General features: G+C 68.1%; 15 protein-coding genes and 1 pseudogene. 5 read left to right on the top strand and 11 right to left on the bottom strand.

Going from position 1 to position 18480, the window contains the following annotated elements:
- Positions 1-37 precede the first annotated feature (37 nt).
- From QM619_RS09470 to QM619_RS09440, 7 genes are all read right to left on the bottom strand, one after another.
- Positions 38-487 carry a hypothetical protein gene (locus QM619_RS09470; protein ID WP_415107326.1) on the bottom strand — a complete coding sequence of 150 codons (450 nt, stop codon included), beginning with the start codon at positions 485-487 and terminating at the stop codon, positions 38-40.
- Positions 477-1574 carry an MraY family glycosyltransferase gene (locus tag QM619_RS09465; protein ID WP_415107323.1) on the bottom strand — a complete coding sequence of 366 codons (1098 nt, stop codon included), beginning with the start codon at positions 1572-1574 and terminating at the stop codon, positions 477-479. Before QM619_RS09465 ends, QM619_RS09470 begins: the two co-directional genes overlap by 11 nt.
- Entirely contained in the window at positions 1567-2232 is a 666-nt protein-coding gene (locus QM619_RS09460) for an L-threonylcarbamoyladenylate synthase (RefSeq protein WP_415107321.1), read from the bottom strand. The genes QM619_RS09465 and QM619_RS09460 overlap by 8 nt, the downstream gene beginning before the upstream one ends.
- Entirely contained in the window at positions 2229-3065 is an 837-nt protein-coding gene (gene prmC, locus QM619_RS09455) for a peptide chain release factor N(5)-glutamine methyltransferase (protein WP_415107318.1), read from the bottom strand. The genes QM619_RS09460 and prmC overlap by 4 nt, the downstream gene beginning before the upstream one ends.
- Positions 3062-4129 carry a peptide chain release factor 1 gene (prfA, locus tag QM619_RS09450; protein ID WP_415107315.1) on the bottom strand — a complete coding sequence of 356 codons (1068 nt, stop codon included), beginning with the start codon at positions 4127-4129 and terminating at the stop codon, positions 3062-3064. Before prfA ends, prmC begins: the two co-directional genes overlap by 4 nt.
- 60 nt (positions 4130-4189) lie before the next feature.
- The gene (gene rpmE / locus QM619_RS09445; protein ID WP_415107312.1) at positions 4190-4408 is read right to left on the bottom strand and encodes a 50S ribosomal protein L31; all 219 of its coding nucleotides are present in this window, start codon (positions 4406-4408) and stop codon (positions 4190-4192) included.
- 268 nt (positions 4409-4676) lie between these two features.
- The gene (locus QM619_RS09440) at positions 4677-6731 is read right to left on the bottom strand and encodes a HelD family protein (protein ID WP_415107309.1); all 2055 of its coding nucleotides are present in this window, start codon (positions 6729-6731) and stop codon (positions 4677-4679) included.
- Between the two features lie 196 nt (positions 6732-6927).
- Here QM619_RS09440 and QM619_RS09435 point away from each other — a divergent pair, with 196 nt between their 5' ends.
- The gene (locus QM619_RS09435) at positions 6928-8544 is read left to right on the top strand and encodes a multicopper oxidase family protein (protein WP_415107306.1); all 1617 of its coding nucleotides are present in this window, start codon (positions 6928-6930) and stop codon (positions 8542-8544) included.
- A gap of 133 nt (positions 8545-8677) precedes the next feature.
- On the opposite strand, the gene rho is transcribed toward QM619_RS09435, so the two are convergent.
- Both rho and QM619_RS09425 read right to left on the bottom strand, forming a co-directional pair.
- Positions 8678-10525, bottom strand: coding sequence for a transcription termination factor Rho (rho, locus tag QM619_RS09430; protein WP_415107537.1), 1848 nt, complete (start codon positions 10523-10525; stop codon positions 8678-8680).
- A gap of 319 nt (positions 10526-10844) precedes the next feature.
- Entirely contained in the window at positions 10845-12050 is a 1206-nt protein-coding gene (locus QM619_RS09425) for a glycosyltransferase 87 family protein (protein WP_415107303.1), read from the bottom strand.
- Between the two features lie 179 nt (positions 12051-12229).
- Here QM619_RS09425 and QM619_RS09420 point away from each other — a divergent pair, with 179 nt between their 5' ends.
- Genes QM619_RS09420 through QM619_RS09410 form a run of 3 tightly spaced genes read left to right on the top strand, consistent with a single transcriptional unit; the run spans position 12230 to position 15620 of the window.
- Positions 12230-13597 carry a lipase family alpha/beta hydrolase gene (locus tag QM619_RS09420; RefSeq protein WP_415107300.1) on the top strand — a complete coding sequence of 456 codons (1368 nt, stop codon included), beginning with the start codon at positions 12230-12232 and terminating at the stop codon, positions 13595-13597.
- Positions 13594-14880: a hypothetical protein gene (locus tag QM619_RS09415; protein WP_415107297.1), complete on the top strand. Its 1287-nt coding sequence runs from the start codon at positions 13594-13596 to the stop codon at positions 14878-14880. Before QM619_RS09420 ends, QM619_RS09415 begins: the two co-directional genes overlap by 4 nt.
- A complete protein-coding gene (locus QM619_RS09410; protein WP_415107295.1) occupies positions 14835-15620 on the top strand; it encodes a hypothetical protein in 786 nt (261 codons plus the stop codon). Before QM619_RS09415 ends, QM619_RS09410 begins: the two co-directional genes overlap by 46 nt.
- 306 nt (positions 15621-15926) lie before the next feature.
- Here the strand turns inward: QM619_RS09410 and QM619_RS09405 are convergent, their stop codons facing one another.
- Both QM619_RS09405 and QM619_RS09400 read right to left on the bottom strand, forming a co-directional pair.
- Entirely contained in the window at positions 15927-16589 is a 663-nt protein-coding gene (locus QM619_RS09405; RefSeq protein WP_415107292.1) for a hypothetical protein, read from the bottom strand.
- Positions 16586-17095 (bottom strand): hypothetical protein, encoded by a 510-nt coding sequence (locus QM619_RS09400; RefSeq protein WP_415107289.1) that lies wholly within the window; start codon positions 17093-17095, stop codon positions 16586-16588. The genes QM619_RS09405 and QM619_RS09400 overlap by 4 nt, the downstream gene beginning before the upstream one ends.
- Before the next feature lie 728 nt (positions 17096-17823).
- Here QM619_RS09400 and QM619_RS09395 point away from each other — a divergent pair.
- A pseudogene (locus QM619_RS09395) lies at positions 17824-18228 on the top strand (IS1380 family transposase); the annotation flags it as partial.
- Positions 18229-18480 lie beyond the last annotated feature (252 nt).

Genomic DNA, 18480 nt, shown 5'->3' with positions numbered 1-18480 from the left:
CCTAGCAGTTGAGGGAGGGCCCGGCCACCCAAACGGATTAATCGTGCGTGTCGTCGGTTTGATCGAAAACCGGGATCCGCAGCCTGGTGAACGCCCGAATTTCGGCGGCCAGCCAGCCGACCACGACGGCGACGGTGGCGCCGGCGACCGCGATCCGATCCATCGCCGCGAGCAGCTCCGGCCGGGCGGACGCGACGACCAGGCCGATGCCGGGAACACCGACCCGTGCGGCGTAGGAGATCAGCCAGGCGACCATCATCTGCTGGGGCGGGGCGTCCGCCGTCCCGACCTGGATCAACTGACCCAGCCCCATGAACGCGAGCGTGGTCACCGCGGCGATCAGCGCGCTCAACCCGGACGCCGGTCCGCGCCAGATCAGGGCTGCGGCGACGGTCACGACCGCCAGCACCGTCCCGCCCAGCGCGCCGGCGCGCAGCAGCGTCCGAGCCCGTGCGGCGTTGGCGGAGAGCTTCCGTTCAGGTGCCACGGCGCACCGGCTTCCAGGTCAACCAGGCGGCCAGAGCGACGCCCGCCAGCAGTGCGGCGACCGCCCAGGCCTCCGATGTGCTGCCGACCACCACCGCGCCGAAGGCGAGCAGCGCCGTCCACAGCCAGAGCAGGGCCACCGCCCGGCGGTGGCTGTGCCCCAGTTCGAGCATCCGGTGGTGCAGGTGCTGCTTGTCGGCCTGGAACCACAGCCGGCCCGCGATGGTGCGCCGGACGTAGGCCAGGATCAGGTCGCCCAGCGGCAGCGCCATGGTGGCGATCGGCAGGATCAGCGGCAGGTAGGCGTTGATCGCCAGCCCGGAGCCCTCGATGGCGATCTGGGACGGGTCGATCTGACCGGTGAGGCTGATCACCGAGGTGGCCATCAGGAAGCCGAGCAGCATCGAACCGGAGTCGCCCATGAACATCCGGGCCGAGTGCACGTTATAAGGCAGGAAACCCAGACACACCCCGACGGTCACCACGGTGACCAGGCTGGCGGTGGTGGCCCGGACCAGCTCCTGCTCGTAGCTCAACCAGTAGGCGTAGCTGAAGAAGGCCAGCGAACCGATCGCGACCACGCCAGCGGCCAGGCCGTCCAAGCCGTCGATCAGGTTGATCGCGTTCACGCAGAAGAAGATCACCACGACGGTGAGGATGATCGAGGTGGCGTCGTCCAAGCTGAAGATGGTGCCGGGCAGCGGAATCCAGTACATCTTGACCCCGTTGAGCACCACGATGCCGGCGGCGAGGATCTGACCCGCCATCTTGGCCAACGCGTTCAACTCGAATTTGTCGTCGATGGCGCCGACCGCGCAGATCACCAGCGAGCCGAGGAAGACCGCGCGGGTGTCATGCGAGACCAGGTCGAAGCGGCCCAGCCAGGGCAGCTGACTCGCCACCAGGAAGGCCGCGGCGACACCGCAGAGCATCGCGATGCCGCCGAAGTAGGGAATCGGCCGGGTGTGCACGTCGCGGTCGCGGACCAGCGCCACCGCGTTGTACCGGAAGGCGAGCCGCCGGCACAGCCCGGCCAGCAGATAGGTGACGCCCGCGGCGATCAGCAGAACCAGGGCGTATTCACGCATCGTCTTTATCGTCGCCGAACAGACCGGGGACGGCCTGCGCCATCTGCTCGCGGGTCAGCCGCCCCTCGCGCAGGATGCGGGGCTCGCCGGTCAGGTCGACGATGGTGGACGGCACCGGCGCGCCGGCCGGGCCGGCGTCCAGATAGACCGCGACCTGGTCGCCCAGCTGCTCGACGGCCTCGTCCACGGTCATCGCGGCCGGCCGTCCGCTGACGTTGGCGCTGGAGACCGCGAGCGGCCCGGTGTGCCGCAGCAGCGCCCTGGTGAAGTCGTGGTCGGGTACCCGGACGGCGATGGTGTTGCCGCGGTCGCCCAGATCGAGCCGCAGGTCGGGGTGTGCGGTGACCACCACGGTGAGCGCTCCGGGCCAGAACGCCTTGGCCAGTCCCAGCCCTTCGCGGGTCAGCCCGGTGGCCAGCGAGCGCAGCATGGACGGCTCGGCGATCAGCACCGGCGGCGGCATGTCGCGACCGCGCTGCTTGGCGTCCAGCAGGCCCTGGACGGCGGCCGCGTCGAAGGCGTTGGCGCCGATGCCGTAGACGGTGTCGGTCGGCAGCACGATGCACGCGCCGGCGGTGATCGCGGCCTCGGCGACGGCGAGGGCCTGGTCGGCCTGAGTGGCACAGTCGAAGCGCTGCGGGTCGTTCACGAGGCTCATCCTGCCACCGTCGCAGCGCGGCGGGCCGTCACGAACCGTGGGCGGTCGGTGAGATCGCGGTGGTCGCGGACCTGGTCGAAGCCGCCATGGCCGACGAACACGGCCGGCGCGGAGGCGTCCTGCACCTCGGCGTGTTCGGCGCAGACCCAGCCGCCGGGCCGCAACAGCCTGGCCGCGACCCGTGCCAGCACCCGCATCGCGTCCAGACCGTCGGCGCCGGAGAACAGGGCCAGGGCCGGTTCGTGCTCGCGCACCTCGGCCGGAATGCCGTCGTAGGCCTCCAGCGGGACGTAGGGCGGGTTGGCGATCACCAGGTCGACGGCGCCGTCCAGTTCGGGCAGGGCCTCGGCCATGTCGGCCTGGATCAACGCGACGTCGGTGCCGGCCAGGTTGCGCGCGGCGTAGGCCACGGCGTCCTCGCTGAGCTCGACGGCGTATTGCCGGGCGCTCGGGAACTCGTCGGCGAGGGCCAGCGAGATGGCGCCGGAGCCGGCGCACAGCTCGACCACGACCGGCGACTCCCCCCGTTCGGCCAGCCGCTCCAGCGCCCAGCCGGTCATCACTTCGGTCTCCGGACGCGGGATGAACACGCCGGGCCCGACCGCCACCTCGACGTGCCGAAACGGCGCGGTCCCGGTCAGGTACTGGACGGGGATGCCGGCCTCGCGGCGTCCGAGCAGTTCCTCGAACCGGGTCGCGGCGTCCGGATCGATCTCGCCGAGGGTGAGCAGCCGTGAGGTGGGGACGCCGAGGGCATGGGCGAGCAGCAGCCGGGCGTCGGCGTCCGGGAGCCGGAGCGTCGCGGCCCGCAGCAGGCCGGACGCCGTGGTCACCCGATGCCTTCGAGGCGTTCGGCCAGGTCGGCGGCCTGCAGCGCCTCGATCACGCCGCCCAGGTTGCCGGCCAGCACCGAGTCGAGGTTGTAGGCCTTGTAGCCGATCCGATGGTCGGCGATCCGGTTCTCGCCGAAGTTGTAGGTGCGGATCCGTTCGGAGCGGTCGACGGTGCGCACCTGCGAGCGGCGGGCGGCGGACGCCTCGGCCGCGGCCGCCTCTTCGGCGGCGGCCACCAGCCGGGCCCGCAGCATGCGCATCGCGGACTCCTTGTTCTGCAGCTGGGAGCGCTCGTTCTGGCAGCTGACCACGATGCCGGTCGGCAGATGGGTGATCCGGACCGCCGAGTCGGTGGTGTTGACGCCCTGGCCACCAGGCCCGGAGCTGCGGTAGACGTCGATCCGCAGATCGTCGGGGTCGATGTCGACCTCGGTCTCTTCGGCCTCCGGCATCACCAGGACGCCGGCCGCCGAGGTGTGCACCCGGCCCTGTGTCTCGGTGACCGGCACCCGCTGCACCCGGTGCACCCCGCCCTCGAACTTCAGCACCCCGTAGGGGAAGTTGTTCGGATCGCTGCCCCGCGCCTTGATCGCCAGGGTGATCGATTTGAACCCGCCCAGGTCGGTCTCCTGGCTGTCCAGCACCTCGACCGCCCAGCCGCGCGATTCGGCGTAGCGGCTGTACATCCGAAACAGGTCGGCGGCGAACAGCGCCGACTCGTCGCCGCCTTCGCCGGATTTGATCTCCATCAGCGCGTCGGAGGAGTCGTGCGGGTCGCGGGGCGCGAGCAGCCGGGTCAGCCGTTCGGTGACCTCGGCCAGCTGTTCGCTCAGACTCTCGGCCTCGTCGGCGAAGGACGCGTCGTCGGCGGCCAGCTCGCGGGCGACCGCCAGGTCGTCGCTGAGCCGGTCGTAGGCGTCCAGGCCCTTCACGATCGGGATCAGCTCGGCGTAGCGGCGTCCGGTCTTGCGGGCCAGCGCCAGATCGGCGTGGGTCGCCGGATCGGCGAGCCGCTGTTCCAGCTCGGCGAACTCGGCCCGCAGGCCCTCGGTTGCCTCGAACATCTGGTGTCTCTCAGGGACGACGCAGCGCCGGAGCCCGATGGGCCCCGGCGCTGCCGTGGATCACTTGCCGGCCGGCTTCTTGGCGTAGCGGCGCTCGAACCGGGCCACGCGGCCGCCGGTGTCGAGGATCTTCTGCTTGCCGGTGTAGAACGGGTGGCAGGCCGCGCACACTTCGGCGTGGATGACGCCGTTCTTGGCGGTACTGCGCGTGGTGAAGGTGTTGCCACAGGTGCAGGTCACCTCGGTCACCTTGTAGTCGGGATGGATTCCCTGCTTCATGATCTGAGCTCCTTGTTCTGTACCGGGTCGCCCGACTGGGAAGTGGGGCTGGATGAACCCCATGGCGTGAACCGGCAACGACCGTCCATTGTGCCGGATCGGCCCGGATTTGGGCAAAACGCCACCGGTGCTGCGATCGATGTGGCACGCCGATCCCCGGCCTTCCGGGACGGCGGCGAGCAAGCCCGGATTCGGGCCACCTCACCGCCGACGATCCGCTGCTGAGCCTGCTGGTCGACGTCCGCGAGCTCGGGTCGGCCATCTGGGTTCAGGTCCTGGTGAGTTCCTCCGGCAGAGGTTCGGCATGGACCACCTGCAACCCGCTGACCGCCCTGGTCAGGCAGACATAGAGGCGGCGCAGGCCGGTGACCCGGTCGGGCTCGGCAGCGACGATCGCGGACGGCTCGGCCAGGATCACCTGGTCGAATTCGAGGCCTTTCGCGAGGCTGGCCGGCACCAGGTCGAGGCGCTGGTCGAAGTCGCCGGAATCGGCGCCCATCACGGCGTATCCGAGGCCGGCGGCGCGAAGGGCGTCCGTAACCGCCGCCACCTGGTCGTCGGCCACGATCAGCCCGACGGTTCCTTCCCGTTCCAGGGCGGTTCGGACGGCGTCCAGCAGTGCCGGCGTCTCACCGGCGACGATCCGGAAGTCTCCGGCGGAGCGGCGCACCGAATGGGGTGGGGCCAGTGACGGCGCGATGCTCGGCAGCAGCCCGGCCGCATATTCGATCACCGAGCGCGGCACCCGGAAGCCGGCAACCAGCTCAGCGACGGTGCTCTCGGGCTTGCCGAGATGGCGCAGCGAGTCGGCCCAGCTGGTGGTGGCGTAGGCGGTGGTCGCCTGGGCCAGGTCGCCGAGCACGGTCAGCGAACCGGTGCTGACCCGCCGGCCCAGCGCCCGGAGCGCCATCGCGGAATGATCCTGCGCCTCGTCCACGATCAGGTGGCCCAGGCTGGGCGTCCGGTTGAGCAGGTCGGCGACCTCGTCGATCAGCACCAGGTCGGCCAGGCTCGGACGCCACGCGGCGGCCGTCCGAGGCGTCCGGACGCCGCGGCCGCGAGGCAGCTGGATCAGCTCCTGCTCGTCGGCGTCGAGCAGTTCTGCGGCATGCCGGGCCAGGAACTCGGGATCGCTGACCAGGCGAAACACCAGCTTGACCGGGTCCAGTGCGGGCCAATGGGCGTCCACGTAGGCCTTCACCGAACGCGACCGGGCGACCGCGTTCTGCACCCGGTCGTCCGGCGACTCCCCCGATGCCTCCATCCGCAGCAGCACCTGATGTGCCAGCCGCTGGCCGAGCATCTCGCGTCCGGCCGCATACCGGACGCCGCGTCCCCGCAGCTCGTCGATCACCGCGGCGCAGCGATGCGCGGGAATCCGCCACTGCGCCGAGCCGCGCGGCACCACCAGGGTCTCGGTGGGCTCGACGATGGACTCCCAGACCGATCGGCGGAGCACTTCGGCCATCCGCGGGTCGCCCTTCAGCACCGCCACCGGCGCCGGATCGTCGCCCGCGACGGGTCGTCCGGACGACCGGGTGACCAGGGATTCCAGGGTCTCCTGGACGGCGTCGATCTCGCCCAGGGCCGGCAGCACGTCGGCGATGTAGGACAGGAAGGACGCGTTCGGGCCGACCACCATCACCCCGCTGCGGCTGAGCTGGTCGCGGTGGGCGTAGAGCAGATAGGCGGCGCGGTGCAGGCCGACCGCGGTCTTGCCGGTGCCGGGCGCTCCTTGCACCACCACCGACTGTTCCAGCGGAGCGCGGACGATCAGGTCCTGCTCGGGTTGGATGGTGGCAACGATGTCGCGCATTGGGCCGGTGCGGGGTCGTTCGATCTCCGATTCCAGGATGTCGGAGTGCCCGAACGGCTCGTCGCCGTCGCCGGCGCCGGCCAGTTGTTCGTCCTCGTGAGCGGTGATCCGGCCGTGCTGGAAGCCGAACCGGCGGCGCAGCGCGACCCCCATCGGCTCGGTCCGGCTGGCCCGGTAGAACGGCAGCGACACCGGCGCGCGCCAGTCGTACACCATCGGCTCGCTTCCCATCTCGCGGGTGACGTGCAGGCGTCCGATCCAGCAGTTCTCGTTCTCGTCTCCACCAGCGTCAGTGCGGTAGTCGATGCGTCCGAAGAACAGCGGGGTGTCTGGATCGTCGCGCAGCGCCATCATCCGCCGGTAGAGAGCCTGCTTCAGGTACTCCCCCGACAGCCGGTCACCGGCCAGTGCCTCCAGGGACGCGGTGTGCTCGCGCATCGCGCGCAGCGCGGCCCGGGCATCGTCCAGATGGGTGCGTGCCTCGGACAACGCATCAGGTGTGGGCATGGCACGACCTCCGGGCTGTGAGCGGCCGATCAGCTTAACTCAGCACCGCTTCGAACCCGCACTGGGCCCTCCCCAATCAGTTCAGCCCTGCCGTATACGGGAGGGCTGAACTGATTGGGGAGGGCCGAGTCGGGCGAACCGGTATCAGACGGCCCCAAGTTCCGTCCTCCCATCGAACCGTCAGGGGTCGACCGATGTGGCCCCGGGACCGACCCTGGTCGTCCGCCGCAACCGGAAGGCGACGATCGAGTGGGCCAACCGGCTGCAGGGCACCATCCCGTTGACCGGGGTGAGCACCTCCACGCTGCCGGACGTCCAACTTCCCGGCTACCGGGACGCCGACGGCCAGCCGCGGCCGGGCTGCCAACCGCTGGACGGCGTGGCCACGCTGCCGCCCTGGATGGTGGTGCACCTGCACGGTGCCCTGACGAACGGCTGGAACGACGGCTATTCGACCCAGGCGATCGGCCCCGGCTCGTCGCAATGGTCGGAGTACCCGAACCGGCAGGAGGCGACCGCGCTCTGGTACCACGACCATGCGATGGACATCACCCGGCTCAACGTCCACGCCGGACTCGCCGGGATGTACCTGATCCGCGACGACAACGAGGACGCCCTCGGCCTGCCCCGCGGCCGGCGCGAGGTTCCGCTGGTGCTGCGGGACGTCAACCTGGACACCGATCCGGCGACCGGCGCACTGAACGGCGGGCTGCTGTACAAGGTGGGCCGGATCGGCACCACCGAGCTGCCGGTGTCCGGCCCGTTCACCATGGTCAACGGGGTGATCTGGCCGCACCTGGAGGTGGACGCCGCCTGGTACCGCTTCCGGCTGCTGAACGCGTCCAACTCGCGGCTGTACACGCTGAAGCTGGTCGACTCCGACGGCAACGACCACAGTTCGGCCATGCGCATCATCGGTACCGACGGCGGCCTGCTGCCCAAGCCCGCGCCGGTGCCGGACGCCGGGCTGCCGATGCACTGCTCGGAACGGTTCGACGTGCTGATCGACTTCAGCGCCTTGCGCGGCAAGCGCGTCCGGCTGACCAACGCCGGCGCCGGCCCGGCGTCCGCCGTCGCGCACTGCATGGAGTTCCGGGTGCGTTCGCACAGCGCGTCCGACCACTTCAGCCTGCCGAGCACGCTCAACCCCCACTACGCCCGGTACGCCCATGACGGCGTCCAGTCGGGCGAACAGCCGACCCTGGTCATCCCGGCCAAGCACGGGCATGTCACCATCGCGCTTGTCCCGCCCGGGACGGCCGGCGACGCGCACGCGGCGTTCTGGGAGCTCGCGGCGGTACCCGACGCCGAGGTGCCCGCGGTGATGGAGCCGGGAATGATCCAGATCGTGGACGCCGGGGGCACCCTGCGCACCTTCCGCAAGGTGGCCCAGCTGTTCCACGACCACAACACGATCTTCCTCAACAGTGGCGAGTTCGCGATCTGGAACTTCATCCACCTCGGTGGGCCGGCGCATCCGATGCACATTCACATGACCGAGTTCCAGACCTTGTTCCGGCGCTCGATCGACGTGGCTGGACACTGGAACCAGACCGACGGCAAGACCGACAGCCCGATCGTCACCGACCCGGCCACCCACGACCTGGAACCCTGGGAGCTCGGGATGAAGGACACCTTCGTGATCAAGCCCGGCACCTGGCAGGCGGTGGCCGGCAACTTCACCGGAGCCCACGGCGCCTTCATGTATCACTGCCACATCCTCGATCACGAGGACATGGGCATGATGCGTCCGTTCATGGTCCGTCCGCCCGAGGTGGCGGCACTGGACATGCACACCGGGCACCAGCACTAACCGCCCGCCCATCACCGGGGCCTCCGGCGACGAGGCCCTCCCTAACTAGTTCTGCCCTCCCACATGTGGGAGGGCAGAACTAGTTAGGGAGGGGTTTACCGAGTCTTGACTAGGGACGACGGGACGCCACCGGTCAGTTCTGGGACGGCGTGGTCCGGGTGACCTGGATCAGGAACTCGCGGTTCGACTCGGTCTTGCGCATCCGGGAGAGCAGGGTCTCCAGGGCGGCCTGCGGGTCGAGGCTGGACAGCACCCGGCGCAGCTTCCAGATGATCTGCAGCTCTTCGCGGGTGAACAGCATCTCTTCGCGCCGGGTACCGGACGCCGCGACGTCGATCGCCGGGAAGACCCGCTTGTCGGCCAGGTCGCGACGCAGCCGCAGTTCCATGTTGCCGGTGCCCTTGAACTCCTCGAAGATCACCTCGTCCATCTTCGAGCCGGTCTCGATCAGCGCGGTGGCCAGGATGGTCAGCGAGCCGCCGTCCTCGATGTTCCGGGCGGCACCGAAGAACTTCTTCGGCGGGTACAGCGCGGCCGAGTCGACACCGCCGGACAGGATGCGTCCGGACGCCGGCGCGGCCAGGTTGTAGGCGCGGCCGAGCCGGGTGATGCCGTCGAGCAGGATCACCACATCCTTGCCGAGTTCGACCAGCCGCTTGGCCCGCTCGATCGCCAGCTCGGCGATCGTGGTGTGGTCGTCGGCCGGACGGTCGAAGGTGGACGCGATCACCTCGCCCTTGACCGAACGCTGGAAGTCGGTGACCTCTTCGGGACGCTCGTCGACCAGCACCACCATCAGGTGCACCTCGGGGTTGTTGGTGGTGATGGCGTTGGCGATCGCCTGCATGATCAGCGTCTTGCCGGCTTTCGGCGGCGACACGATCAGACCACGCTGGCCCTTGCCGACCGGCGACACCAGGTCGATGATCCGGCCGGTCATGCCGACCGCGGACGTCTCCAGCTTGAGCCGCTCCTGCGGGTACAGCGGGGTCAGCTTGCCGAATTCGGGCCGATCGCGGGACTTCTCCGGCGCTTCCAGGTTCACCGTGTCGATCCGCACCAGCGGGTTGAACTTCTCTTTGCGCTCGCCTTCGCGCGGCTGTCGGATCGCTCCGGTGACAATGTCGCCCTTGCGCAGCCCGTACTTGCGGACCATCGACAGCGACACGTAGGCGTCATTGGGGCCGGGCAGGTAACCGGAGGTGCGGACGAACGCGTAGTTGTCCAGCACATCGAGAATGCCGTTCACATTGACCAGGACGTCGTCCTCGCCGACCGCGGTGTCCACTTCGAGACCGGCCATCGAATTCGACTGGCCGCCCCGGTTGTTGCGGCGGTTCTGCCGGTCGCGATTGCGCCGGCGCCGCGAGCGGCGTCCGTTGCCGAAATCGTCGTCGTCGCGGACCTGCTGGCGCTCCAGCTGCTGCGGACGCGAATCGAGCGTGGGCTCGGCGGCCTCGGTAACGTTCGCACCGGCCTGCTCGCCGGACGCCGCATCACCGGCGTCGGCATTGTTGCGGTTGCGCCGGCGGCGTCCCCGCTCACCTTGGAGGGCCTCCAGTCGGGCGGCCACCTCGTCGCCGGTGTCGCCACCGGCTGGCTCCTTGGCACCGGACTGCGAGCCGGACGCCTGCGGCGCCTCGGCCGGAACAAGGGCTGCCTGCGCGGCGTCGGCCTTGGCGGTATGGGTGTTCGCCGCGGGCGCCTCGGACGAGGTCGTGGCGCGCTCCGGGTGGCGTTCGGGCTTGTCGGACGCCCCAGCGCCGGACGTCTCGGCGCCGGACGTCTCGGCACCGGACGTCTCGGCGCCGGAGGTCTCGGCACCGGACCTCTCGGCGCGGGCCGCGACAGGTGCCTTCGCCGTCGCGGGCGCACCACCCTGGGCGCTCCGGATGGCGTCGATCAGCTGGCTCTTGCGCATCGCACCGGTCCCCTTGAGGCCGAGCGAGGCACCCAGCTGCTTCAACTCCGGAAGCAGCATGGCGGTGAGCCCCTTGTTCTTGGCCGGGGCGGTGACTTCGATCGTGTCGGTCACGTAAGTCCTTTCGGGGACATCCGTACGGGTGTGGGTCAACGTCGCACGGACAGCAATGTGAGGAGTGTGACAACTCCGGGTCAGATCACGGACGTGTTCATCTGCGCAGGGCCATTGATGAGGGGAGTCCTCGACGAATCTGGATCGTCGCGCCCGATCTGGTGGGGCGACGGCTGAAAACTACAGCGCGTGTTCACTGTAGCACTGCCGCTCTCGAATACTGACAACGGCCCCCGCGCGTCGAGTATTCCAGTGGTTAGGTCGGCTAGACCGATACCGCGTCCCGCAACTGGGTCTGCGCCCGGCGCCGCTCCCTACCCCATGGGGTGAAGGCGGCGACCACACAGCCGATCACGATGGCGACGCCGAGATAGACCCCGAAATTGTCGACCAGCATCTGCAGCGGCGTGTAGCTCAGTTCGACGTTGTTGTCGCCCGGCAGCAGCTTGAACGGGGCGAACGCCGTCCACAGCGCATAGAACAGTCCGGCGGTTCTCAGGTAGCCGGGCAGCCGGCGGTTGCGCAGCAGCTCTATGCCGAACGGCACGATCCACACGTAGTGATGCGACCAGGAGATCGGGGACGCCAACAGGCTGGTCAGGCCGGCCAGGCACAGCGCCAGCGGCACCTCGCCGGCCCGGTGCATCAGCACCGCGGCCAGCACTCCGATCAGGGCGACCAGGGCGGCGAGGATCAGGCCGCCGCGGCTCGCCTCGCCCAGCATCCGCGTCCACACCCCCAGCACGGACTGGTTGGTCTTGAACACGATCCCGGTGTTCAGCCCGGAGTCGCCGGACAGCAGCCGCCCCCAGTAGGTGAGCGAGGGGCCCCACAGCACCACGAAGCCGATCAGGGTGCAGACCAGGAAGGTGACGAAGCTGACGATGCCGGCCTTCCGCTTGCCGGCGAAGAAGTTGTAGACCGCGACCACGGCCGGGGTCAGTTTGACCGCGGTCGCCACCCCGGTCAGCCAGCCTTCGGGCAGCAGCCGGCGTCGGAACACGGTCGGGCCGGGCATCGAGTCGAGCACGGCGGCGGTCACCAGGAAGACCGCGACCTGGCCGAAGCCGAGCGTTTCGCGGACCGGTTCGACCAGCCAGGTGATCGCGGTGGCCGCCGCGCTGAGCCGCCATCCGGTCAGGCCGAGCCGGTACAACATCGCCATCAGGCAGGCGGCGTTCAGGGTCAGCCAGGCGATCTGCGCGACCGCCGCCGGGACGGCCCCGAACGGTACCGCCAGCAGTGCGGGGAACGGCGGGTAGATCCACGGCAGCCAGGCCTTGACGTTGTAGAAGTCCTGGCCGTGCAGCACCAGGTCGCCGGTACGCCGATAGACGTCCAGGTCGATCATCGCCGGCGCCCACGGATCGACGGTGCCCCCCGGAATCGTGGTCGCCCCCGCGAACAGCGCAGCCAGCAGCGGCGCCACGGCGAGCAGCAGGACGTAGCCGATCCGGGAAGGGCTTTTCACGGGCGCAAGTTAACCACCCGCCGCCGACACAACCGTGTCCCCCTGAAGATCGTGTCGTCGGTCGTGCCCATCGCCCCTTGTCGCTACGGTGCGTACCAGGATCAACAGCCGAGGGACGAAGTATGGCGAAGCGTCGGCATCTCGTGGTGGTTCTGCCGGGGATCGGCGGGACCAGATTGGTGGAGCCAGCAGATCCCAGCAGGGTGGTCTGGGACGCCGGCTTCCCCGATGTGGGTAACCTGCTGGTCCGGCCGGGTCTGCGCAGCGTCGATCGCTACCCCGAGCTCCGACCGATGGGGCTGATCAAGTCCAAGAAGCTGTTCGGAATCTGGACGAAGATTCCCGGCTATGAGGCCCTGCTGCAAAGGCTCGCCGCACTGCCCGATGTGATTCTGGACGACGGCACGACCCCCACTCCGCGGCTGGACGCGAACGTGGTGGCGATCGGCTACGACTTCCGGATCGGCGTGGCCAAAGGGGCCGAGTATCTGCACGCCCAGCTGATGCCCCGCCTGGAAGCCCTGTGGCCGAAGCCCGACGATCGGCGGGGACGGATCATCTTCGTCGCCCATTCGATGGGTGGGCTGGTCGCCCGGCATTGGCTGGCCCAGGACGGGCACACGGAGCTGTGCCGCGAACTGATCACGCTGGGCACGCCGCACCGGGGCGCCCCGAAGGCGCTCGACATTCTGGCGAACGGCATCCCGGTGCTCGGTGCGCATTTGATCAAGGGTCCGGTACGGAGGTTGCTGCGCTCGTGGCAGGGCGTCTACGACCTGCTGCCGACGGAGGCCGAGGTGCACGATCGAGTCAGCGATCGTTGGCTGACCGTGCAGGCGTTGCCGTTGGCCTGGAATCAGGGCATGGCCACGGCCGCCGGCGAGTTGCATCGCTCGCTGACGTCCGCCTGGAGCGCGCTGCCGGCCGAGATCCGGCCGTCGGTGCAGCCGCGGATCGGGGTGGGCCACGGCACCCAGCGTGCGTGCAGCTGGGACGGCAAGCGCGTCCGGGTCACCAAGGACGCGCCGGCACGTCCCGGTTTGGGCAAGTGGGCGATCGAGTTGGGTGACGGGACGGTGCCGATGCTGTCCGGCCTGCCGCCAGAGATGATTCAGCCGCCGACCGGGCTGAGCGCCGCGATGCGGCACGGCCAGATCATCGATCTCCCCGAGGTGATCGACCGGCTGCAGGACGCCGAAAACTATCCAGTGGTGCATCCGATCGAGGGCGTCGGGGTGAAGCTGTCACTGGGCGTCGATCTGGAGGAGCTCTCGCTGACCGGGCAGCCGACGCCGCTCGCGGCCACCGTGCGCGGCGCCGACATGGCCGGCAACCCCGGACGCTGCGTCGCGACGGCGATCACGGACGACGGGACCGGCCGATCTGCCGTGGAACTGAGTTGGGATTCCGCCGACGGCCGGTTCGTCGGAGAGTTGCCGGCGCTGTTCGCCGGCGGCTACCAGGTCAGGGTCGACTGGGAGGCGGAGGATCTGCTGCACAGCGAGGCGTCCCTGGAAGTGCTCAATCCGGAGTTGGTGATCGCATGACCAGCACACCGTGGGCGCCGCCGTTCCGGCTGACCGAGCCGCAGGAACTCGCGCGCTACGCGTCCCCGGACGACCTCCGCAGGCTGGCGAAGCTGCCGCAGAACCTGCCCGCGCAGCGGCGGCTGGCGGTGATCTGGGAGGTGTTGCACAGGCACCAGATCCTGTACGCGCCGGCCCGCGAAGGCACCAATGCCGATGGCCAGCTGATCCGGTCGCCCGACGAGGTGCTGGACACTCCGGGCAGCGGCACCTGCCTCGATGTGGCGCTGGTGCTGGCCACCGCCTGCCGCAACGCCGACTTGCCGGCGGCGATCGTCTTACTGGAGCCGGCGGACGGCCGTGGCGCCCATCACGCGGTGGTGCTGACCTCATGTACCGGAGCCTGGCCGGTCGGCAGCGGCAGCGAGGTCTGGACGGACCTGCCGGAAGGCTTCTGGGATCACGTCCGTGAGGACGCCGATCAACCCGGCCGCGATCTGCTGCTTCTCGATCCGATCGGACTGACCGGTGCCCTCGGCTCGGTGAAAGTGCGCGGTGCCGACGCGGACCTGGCCACCGCCGCCAGCAATGGCCGGGCCTATCTGAGCGGCGAAGGCTGGCGGGTGTCGTCGGTGGTGCCGATCGTCCCCCAAGCGGACGGCTACCGGTCCATTCAGCCGAGCGTCCTGCCGTTGCGGAAGATCTACGACAGCCTGGACAACGCACCCACCCCGCTGCAGAGCTTGCGACCGGAATACCGGCTGACCGCATTCCAATCCCGGCACGAACTGACCATCGTGTGTGACCTGTGCGACCGTGCCCTCGCCTCCGGCTTGGACCAGGTAGCGGTGATCCACGGTGTCGGCGGCGCCGGCAAGAACCGTCTGGCGCTCGAAGTCGCCGAACGGATGCGAATCCAGGGCTGGTACGCCGGGGTGCTGACCGACGAACGATCGGAGGAGAGCTGGTCTTGGCTCTCGGCCGTTCGTATTCCGCTCCTTGTCGTCGTCGACTACGCGGACGGACGCCTCGCCGATGTCAAGCGTCTGTTCCGGCAGCTTCGGGATCGGCGAGGATCGCCGGCCGTGGTTGTGCTGACCGCCCGGTCCATAGCCGGTGGCTGGCTCGAAAAGGTGCAGCGTTACTGGAGTCGAATGGCTTTCCGGTTGCCCCCGAAGCGGTCGGCCTTCCGGCTCTGCTGGAGAATCCGGTCCGCATCTACCGCGCCACTCTCACCGGGCTCGGCGCCACCATCACGATGCCACCAGAGTACGGCTACCAGCCGCGCACCACGCTCGATCTAGTCCTGCTCGCCTGGTTGAGCGGGCGCAAGGATGAGTCCGCCAAGCCACCAGCCTCGCAGGAAGAGCTGTATCGACGAGTGCTGTGGCACGAGGTCGACTACTGGGAAAAGGCTTACATAAACACCCATGGCACGACTGATCAAGGCGAGAGTGTTCCTAACCGCGAATTGCTCGGGCAAGCCGGAGCCATCGCGACACTGGCGCAGCCATCGAGCCTGGACGTACTGACCGACTTGCTGCGCGCCATCCCGCTGTTGAATGAGGACGCCCACTGGCGAGACGAGGTGGCCCGCTCGATCAAGGTCGTGCTGCAATCCCACAGCGGCGAGCCAATGGCGATCCGTCCCGACCCGGTGGCCGACTTCCACCTGATCACCACCTTCGCCGAGCATCAGGAATTGCTCACCGCCAGCCTGTCAGGCCTCACCGGCGACAAAGAGCTGGAGCGGGTCTTCTTCGTACTGAGTCGGGCCGGTCAATACAACCACGAGGCCGCCATTGGGCTCGTCGAGCATCTGATCCGCGCGAGGCAGCCGCTCTGGCGACCAGCCCTGAATATCGCCAAGCTCGCCCCCGGGGCCGTTCGCGACACCCTGGAACGACTGGCGCAGGCCGAGGATTGCCCGCTGCCCCTCGACGAGGTTCCCAAGCGATTCCACTCGACAACTTGGGCGCCTATCGGCTCGGCCTGCTGGTGGATCGGCGACGGCTTAGCACGATGCGGAACCCCGTTGCCGTGACCCGCTCGGCTCACGAAGTCGGAAGCAGTCTCTCGGGCGGCGAAACCGAGGGACTCGCGGCTCATGCGGCCCTGCTCGACCGGGTGAGCCATCGCCATGGGCTAGCCGGTGACCGAGATGCTGCGCTGGCCGCTATCGAAGAAGCCGCCAGCCACTACCAGGCACTCGCCCACCACAACCCGGCCACCTTCACTCCAGACCGGGCTCACAACGATCTGTGGAGCCAGAAGTCCAGCGACTACTCCTACGTGCGGCACCATCGCCACCGCCGGCACTCCTCGCTGAGATCGCCGGGGAGCGTCGGGTCTACAGATGAGCCCCCGTAATGGCATCAGGCGCGTCTGCACCGGCGTAGAGGTCCAAGCCTTCGCCGGTGGCTTGATCGATCACCCGGGTGTAGCGATCGAACACCTTTGGTGTCACTCCTGCCTTTACGTGCTGTTGAATGTACGGTTCCTCCACGGTAACCAGCCATACGCATCTGTCCGGGTCAACGATCTGCTGTCCTTCAGGGATGTCGGCCCCTGCGGCCTTGACTGTGGCCTGGTAGGGCAGGAGAACAGCTGCGGCGTTCGCTTCGGCGGGGGGCTCCCAACCCATTGAACGGGCCTTGGAATAGCTCGAGGTGGCCGTGCGCGCGGCAGCAACCGCGCTATCGGCGTCTGCGAGGGCCACCGGGCCGGCGTGACTGTTCGAGGCGGGGTTGTCCGCAATCATCTCTTTGATGGAATCCGATGCATCTGAGCCGATGGTTACAGCCGCATTTTCGCTGCACGGCGACGAACTCACCGCCGGAGCAACGATCTCGATGGTGCCGGTGGTGTCACCGAGCGGACGCACGGTCGTGCTTGCGGTAGACACGGGTTCGGCAGTTTCAGCGGGGCGAGCCTGGATCGAGGCGCAACCGGCAGTGACGGCACTGGCGGTTGCGATGATCAGGCAGGCTAGTGAGACGCGCATCTTGTTCATTCGATGCTCCATTTCCATGCGGAACTTTTGGGAGATGAGCCGTTGAGTCCAGAATCAACCATCTTTGTTTCGGTGGCAGGATCAGCCTTCGAGCCCGAGGATTTGATCCCTTGCACATACATCGTGAACTTGCTAGCTGTGGCCGATTTCGCAAAGACTTCCCCACCCACATCCAAGCAGGCGGTGGTCCAGAAGCCCACCTTGGGTGTCGTCCAGAGCACACCATCAAAGTAGACGTTCCACTTGTTGGTTGTGGCGTTGCGAGAGATTTGGTATTCGTCGGTTGTCGAAGAATTCTGGCTCACTTTTCCGAAGTCATGCTCCGCATAGCTGCCGGACGTCTTCTGATAGGCAGCGAAAGCGTAGTATCCGACAGCATCAGGCACGGCGAAGTAGCCTTGGGTGAGACCTGTCTCCACCCAGGCATCGGCTGCGGCGGTTGGGCTAGCCCACATCTCGCTGTCCACGAAGTAATCGTTTGCGTCGCTCGCGGTGGGCGCCTTCATCGCCGATCGTCCCCACGTGCCGTACATCCCATAGAAGGTCTTCCCCGTTCCTCGAAGGATCGAGTTATGACTACAGCCGGGTGTACCCTTGTTCAGGGTGCACATAGAAGGTCTTCCCCGTTCCTCGAAGGATCGAGTAGCAGTGATCGCTGGTACAGGTGACGCTCGCCGACGCAGTAGCGGGCGTCAACGCGATACTACCCAAGACTGTCAGACAGCCAAGCATCGCTGTACATAAAAGCCGTGACGCGTTCCTCATAACGAGCTCCCCGCGGGTGGGTACTTCTACTGAGGTCAGAATCCACCGGCGAGGACTCCGGTGTCAATGGGGCCGCTGAGGCAGCCTGTCCCGGACAGCGGCCCCGATCCGGCCTTGGCAGCGATTGGCTCAGAGCGCCCCGCGCATCAGCTGGTCAGGAGATTCAGCAGCCGGGTCGACAGCTCGATGGTCAATCTCCTCCGGCAGCGGCAGGCGTCTTGGTCGTCAGGCCCAGTGAGACCTCGATGACAATTCTTGCCACCGCTCGCCGCGGTGCCAGGCGACGTGTCCGCGCCAAGGGTGTCACAGCTGTCGAGGAAGCGCGCCGCCACATCGAGGATGCCTTAGCCCGGATCCACCGATGAGAGCGGTGGGGTGAGCGCGTCGTGAAGTGAGAATGCCCTTGCGGGGCGGAGGATTGGAGTTCTTCAGGCAACAATCCGGCCGCGACGCGAAGGGCATCTCGTAGGTGCGACTCTCTGACACTCTTGGTCGGACGTCGGTGGCGTTCGATGATCCGAATCTCGTGTCGCCAGCGGGCCTGGTTCCGGTGCTCGCGTTGGCCGATCGCGCGGGCCTGCGCGATCTGGCCGAGGAGCACCTCACGGTGCCGACCGACAAGGGCGCAAACCCCGGTCTGAAGGTGGCCTCGCTGGTCGGCGGGATGGTCGCTGGGGCGGACTCGATCGATGACATGGCGTTGCTGCGGCACGGCGGGATGGGCCGCCTCTTCGCCCGGGTGTACGCCCCCTCGACACGGGGATCGTTCCTGCGCTCGTTCACCTTCGGCCATGTCCGCCAGCTCGACGCGATTGCATCGAGGTTCCTGATCGCTCTGTCCGGGATCGCCCGGCTGCTGGGCGCAGTCGCCACTGCCACCACCGGCGACGACGAGGCGGGGTTCGCGGTGTGACGGAACCCAGCCTGACCTGGCCAAATAATCGACCCTCGGCTTAGTGATTTCCTCGGCATAATCGGAATTAAGCCGAATTCGGCCTAATTCCGACCGCGGCAGCAACTACACATCCGCTGAATACGCGGATGTTCTCGAGCAACTCGGTCTCCGACGTTCCGTTGGCCGGACCGGAAGCTGTTACGACAACGCGCTCGCCGAATCGACGAACGG

This window comes from Micropruina sp. (assembly GCF_047606665.1).
GTDB lineage: Bacteria > Actinomycetota > Actinomycetes > Propionibacteriales > Propionibacteriaceae > Micropruina.
This window is presented reverse-complemented; position numbering and strand designations above follow the sequence as displayed.

Coding starts and splice junctions, on each gene's coding strand:
- QM619_RS09465 (WP_415107323.1), bottom strand. CDS start 1,574: ATGCGTGAATACGCCCTGGTTCTGCTGATCGCCGCGGGCGTCACCTAT.
- QM619_RS09460 (WP_415107321.1), bottom strand. CDS start 2,232: ATGAGCCTCGTGAACGACCCGCAGCGCTTCGACTGTGCCACTCAGGCC.
- prfA (WP_415107315.1), bottom strand. CDS start 4,129: ATGTTCGAGGCAACCGAGGGCCTGCGGGCCGAGTTCGCCGAGCTGGAA.
- rpmE (WP_415107312.1), bottom strand. CDS start 4,408: ATGAAGCAGGGAATCCATCCCGACTACAAGGTGACCGAGGTGACCTGC.
- QM619_RS09440 (WP_415107309.1), bottom strand. CDS start 6,731: ATGCCCACACCTGATGCGTTGTCCGAGGCACGCACCCATCTGGACGAT.
- rho (WP_415107537.1), bottom strand. CDS start 10,525: ATGCTGCTTCCGGAGTTGAAGCAGCTGGGTGCCTCGCTCGGCCTCAAG.
- QM619_RS09415 (WP_415107297.1), top strand. CDS start 13,594: ATGACCAGCACACCGTGGGCGCCGCCGTTCCGGCTGACCGAGCCGCAG.
- QM619_RS09410 (WP_415107295.1), top strand. CDS start 14,835: ATGCCACCAGAGTACGGCTACCAGCCGCGCACCACGCTCGATCTAGTC.
- QM619_RS09405 (WP_415107292.1), bottom strand. CDS start 16,589: ATGAACAAGATGCGCGTCTCACTAGCCTGCCTGATCATCGCAACCGCC.
- QM619_RS09400 (WP_415107289.1), bottom strand. CDS start 17,095: ATGAAGGCGCCCACCGCGAGCGACGCAAACGATTACTTCGTGGACAGC.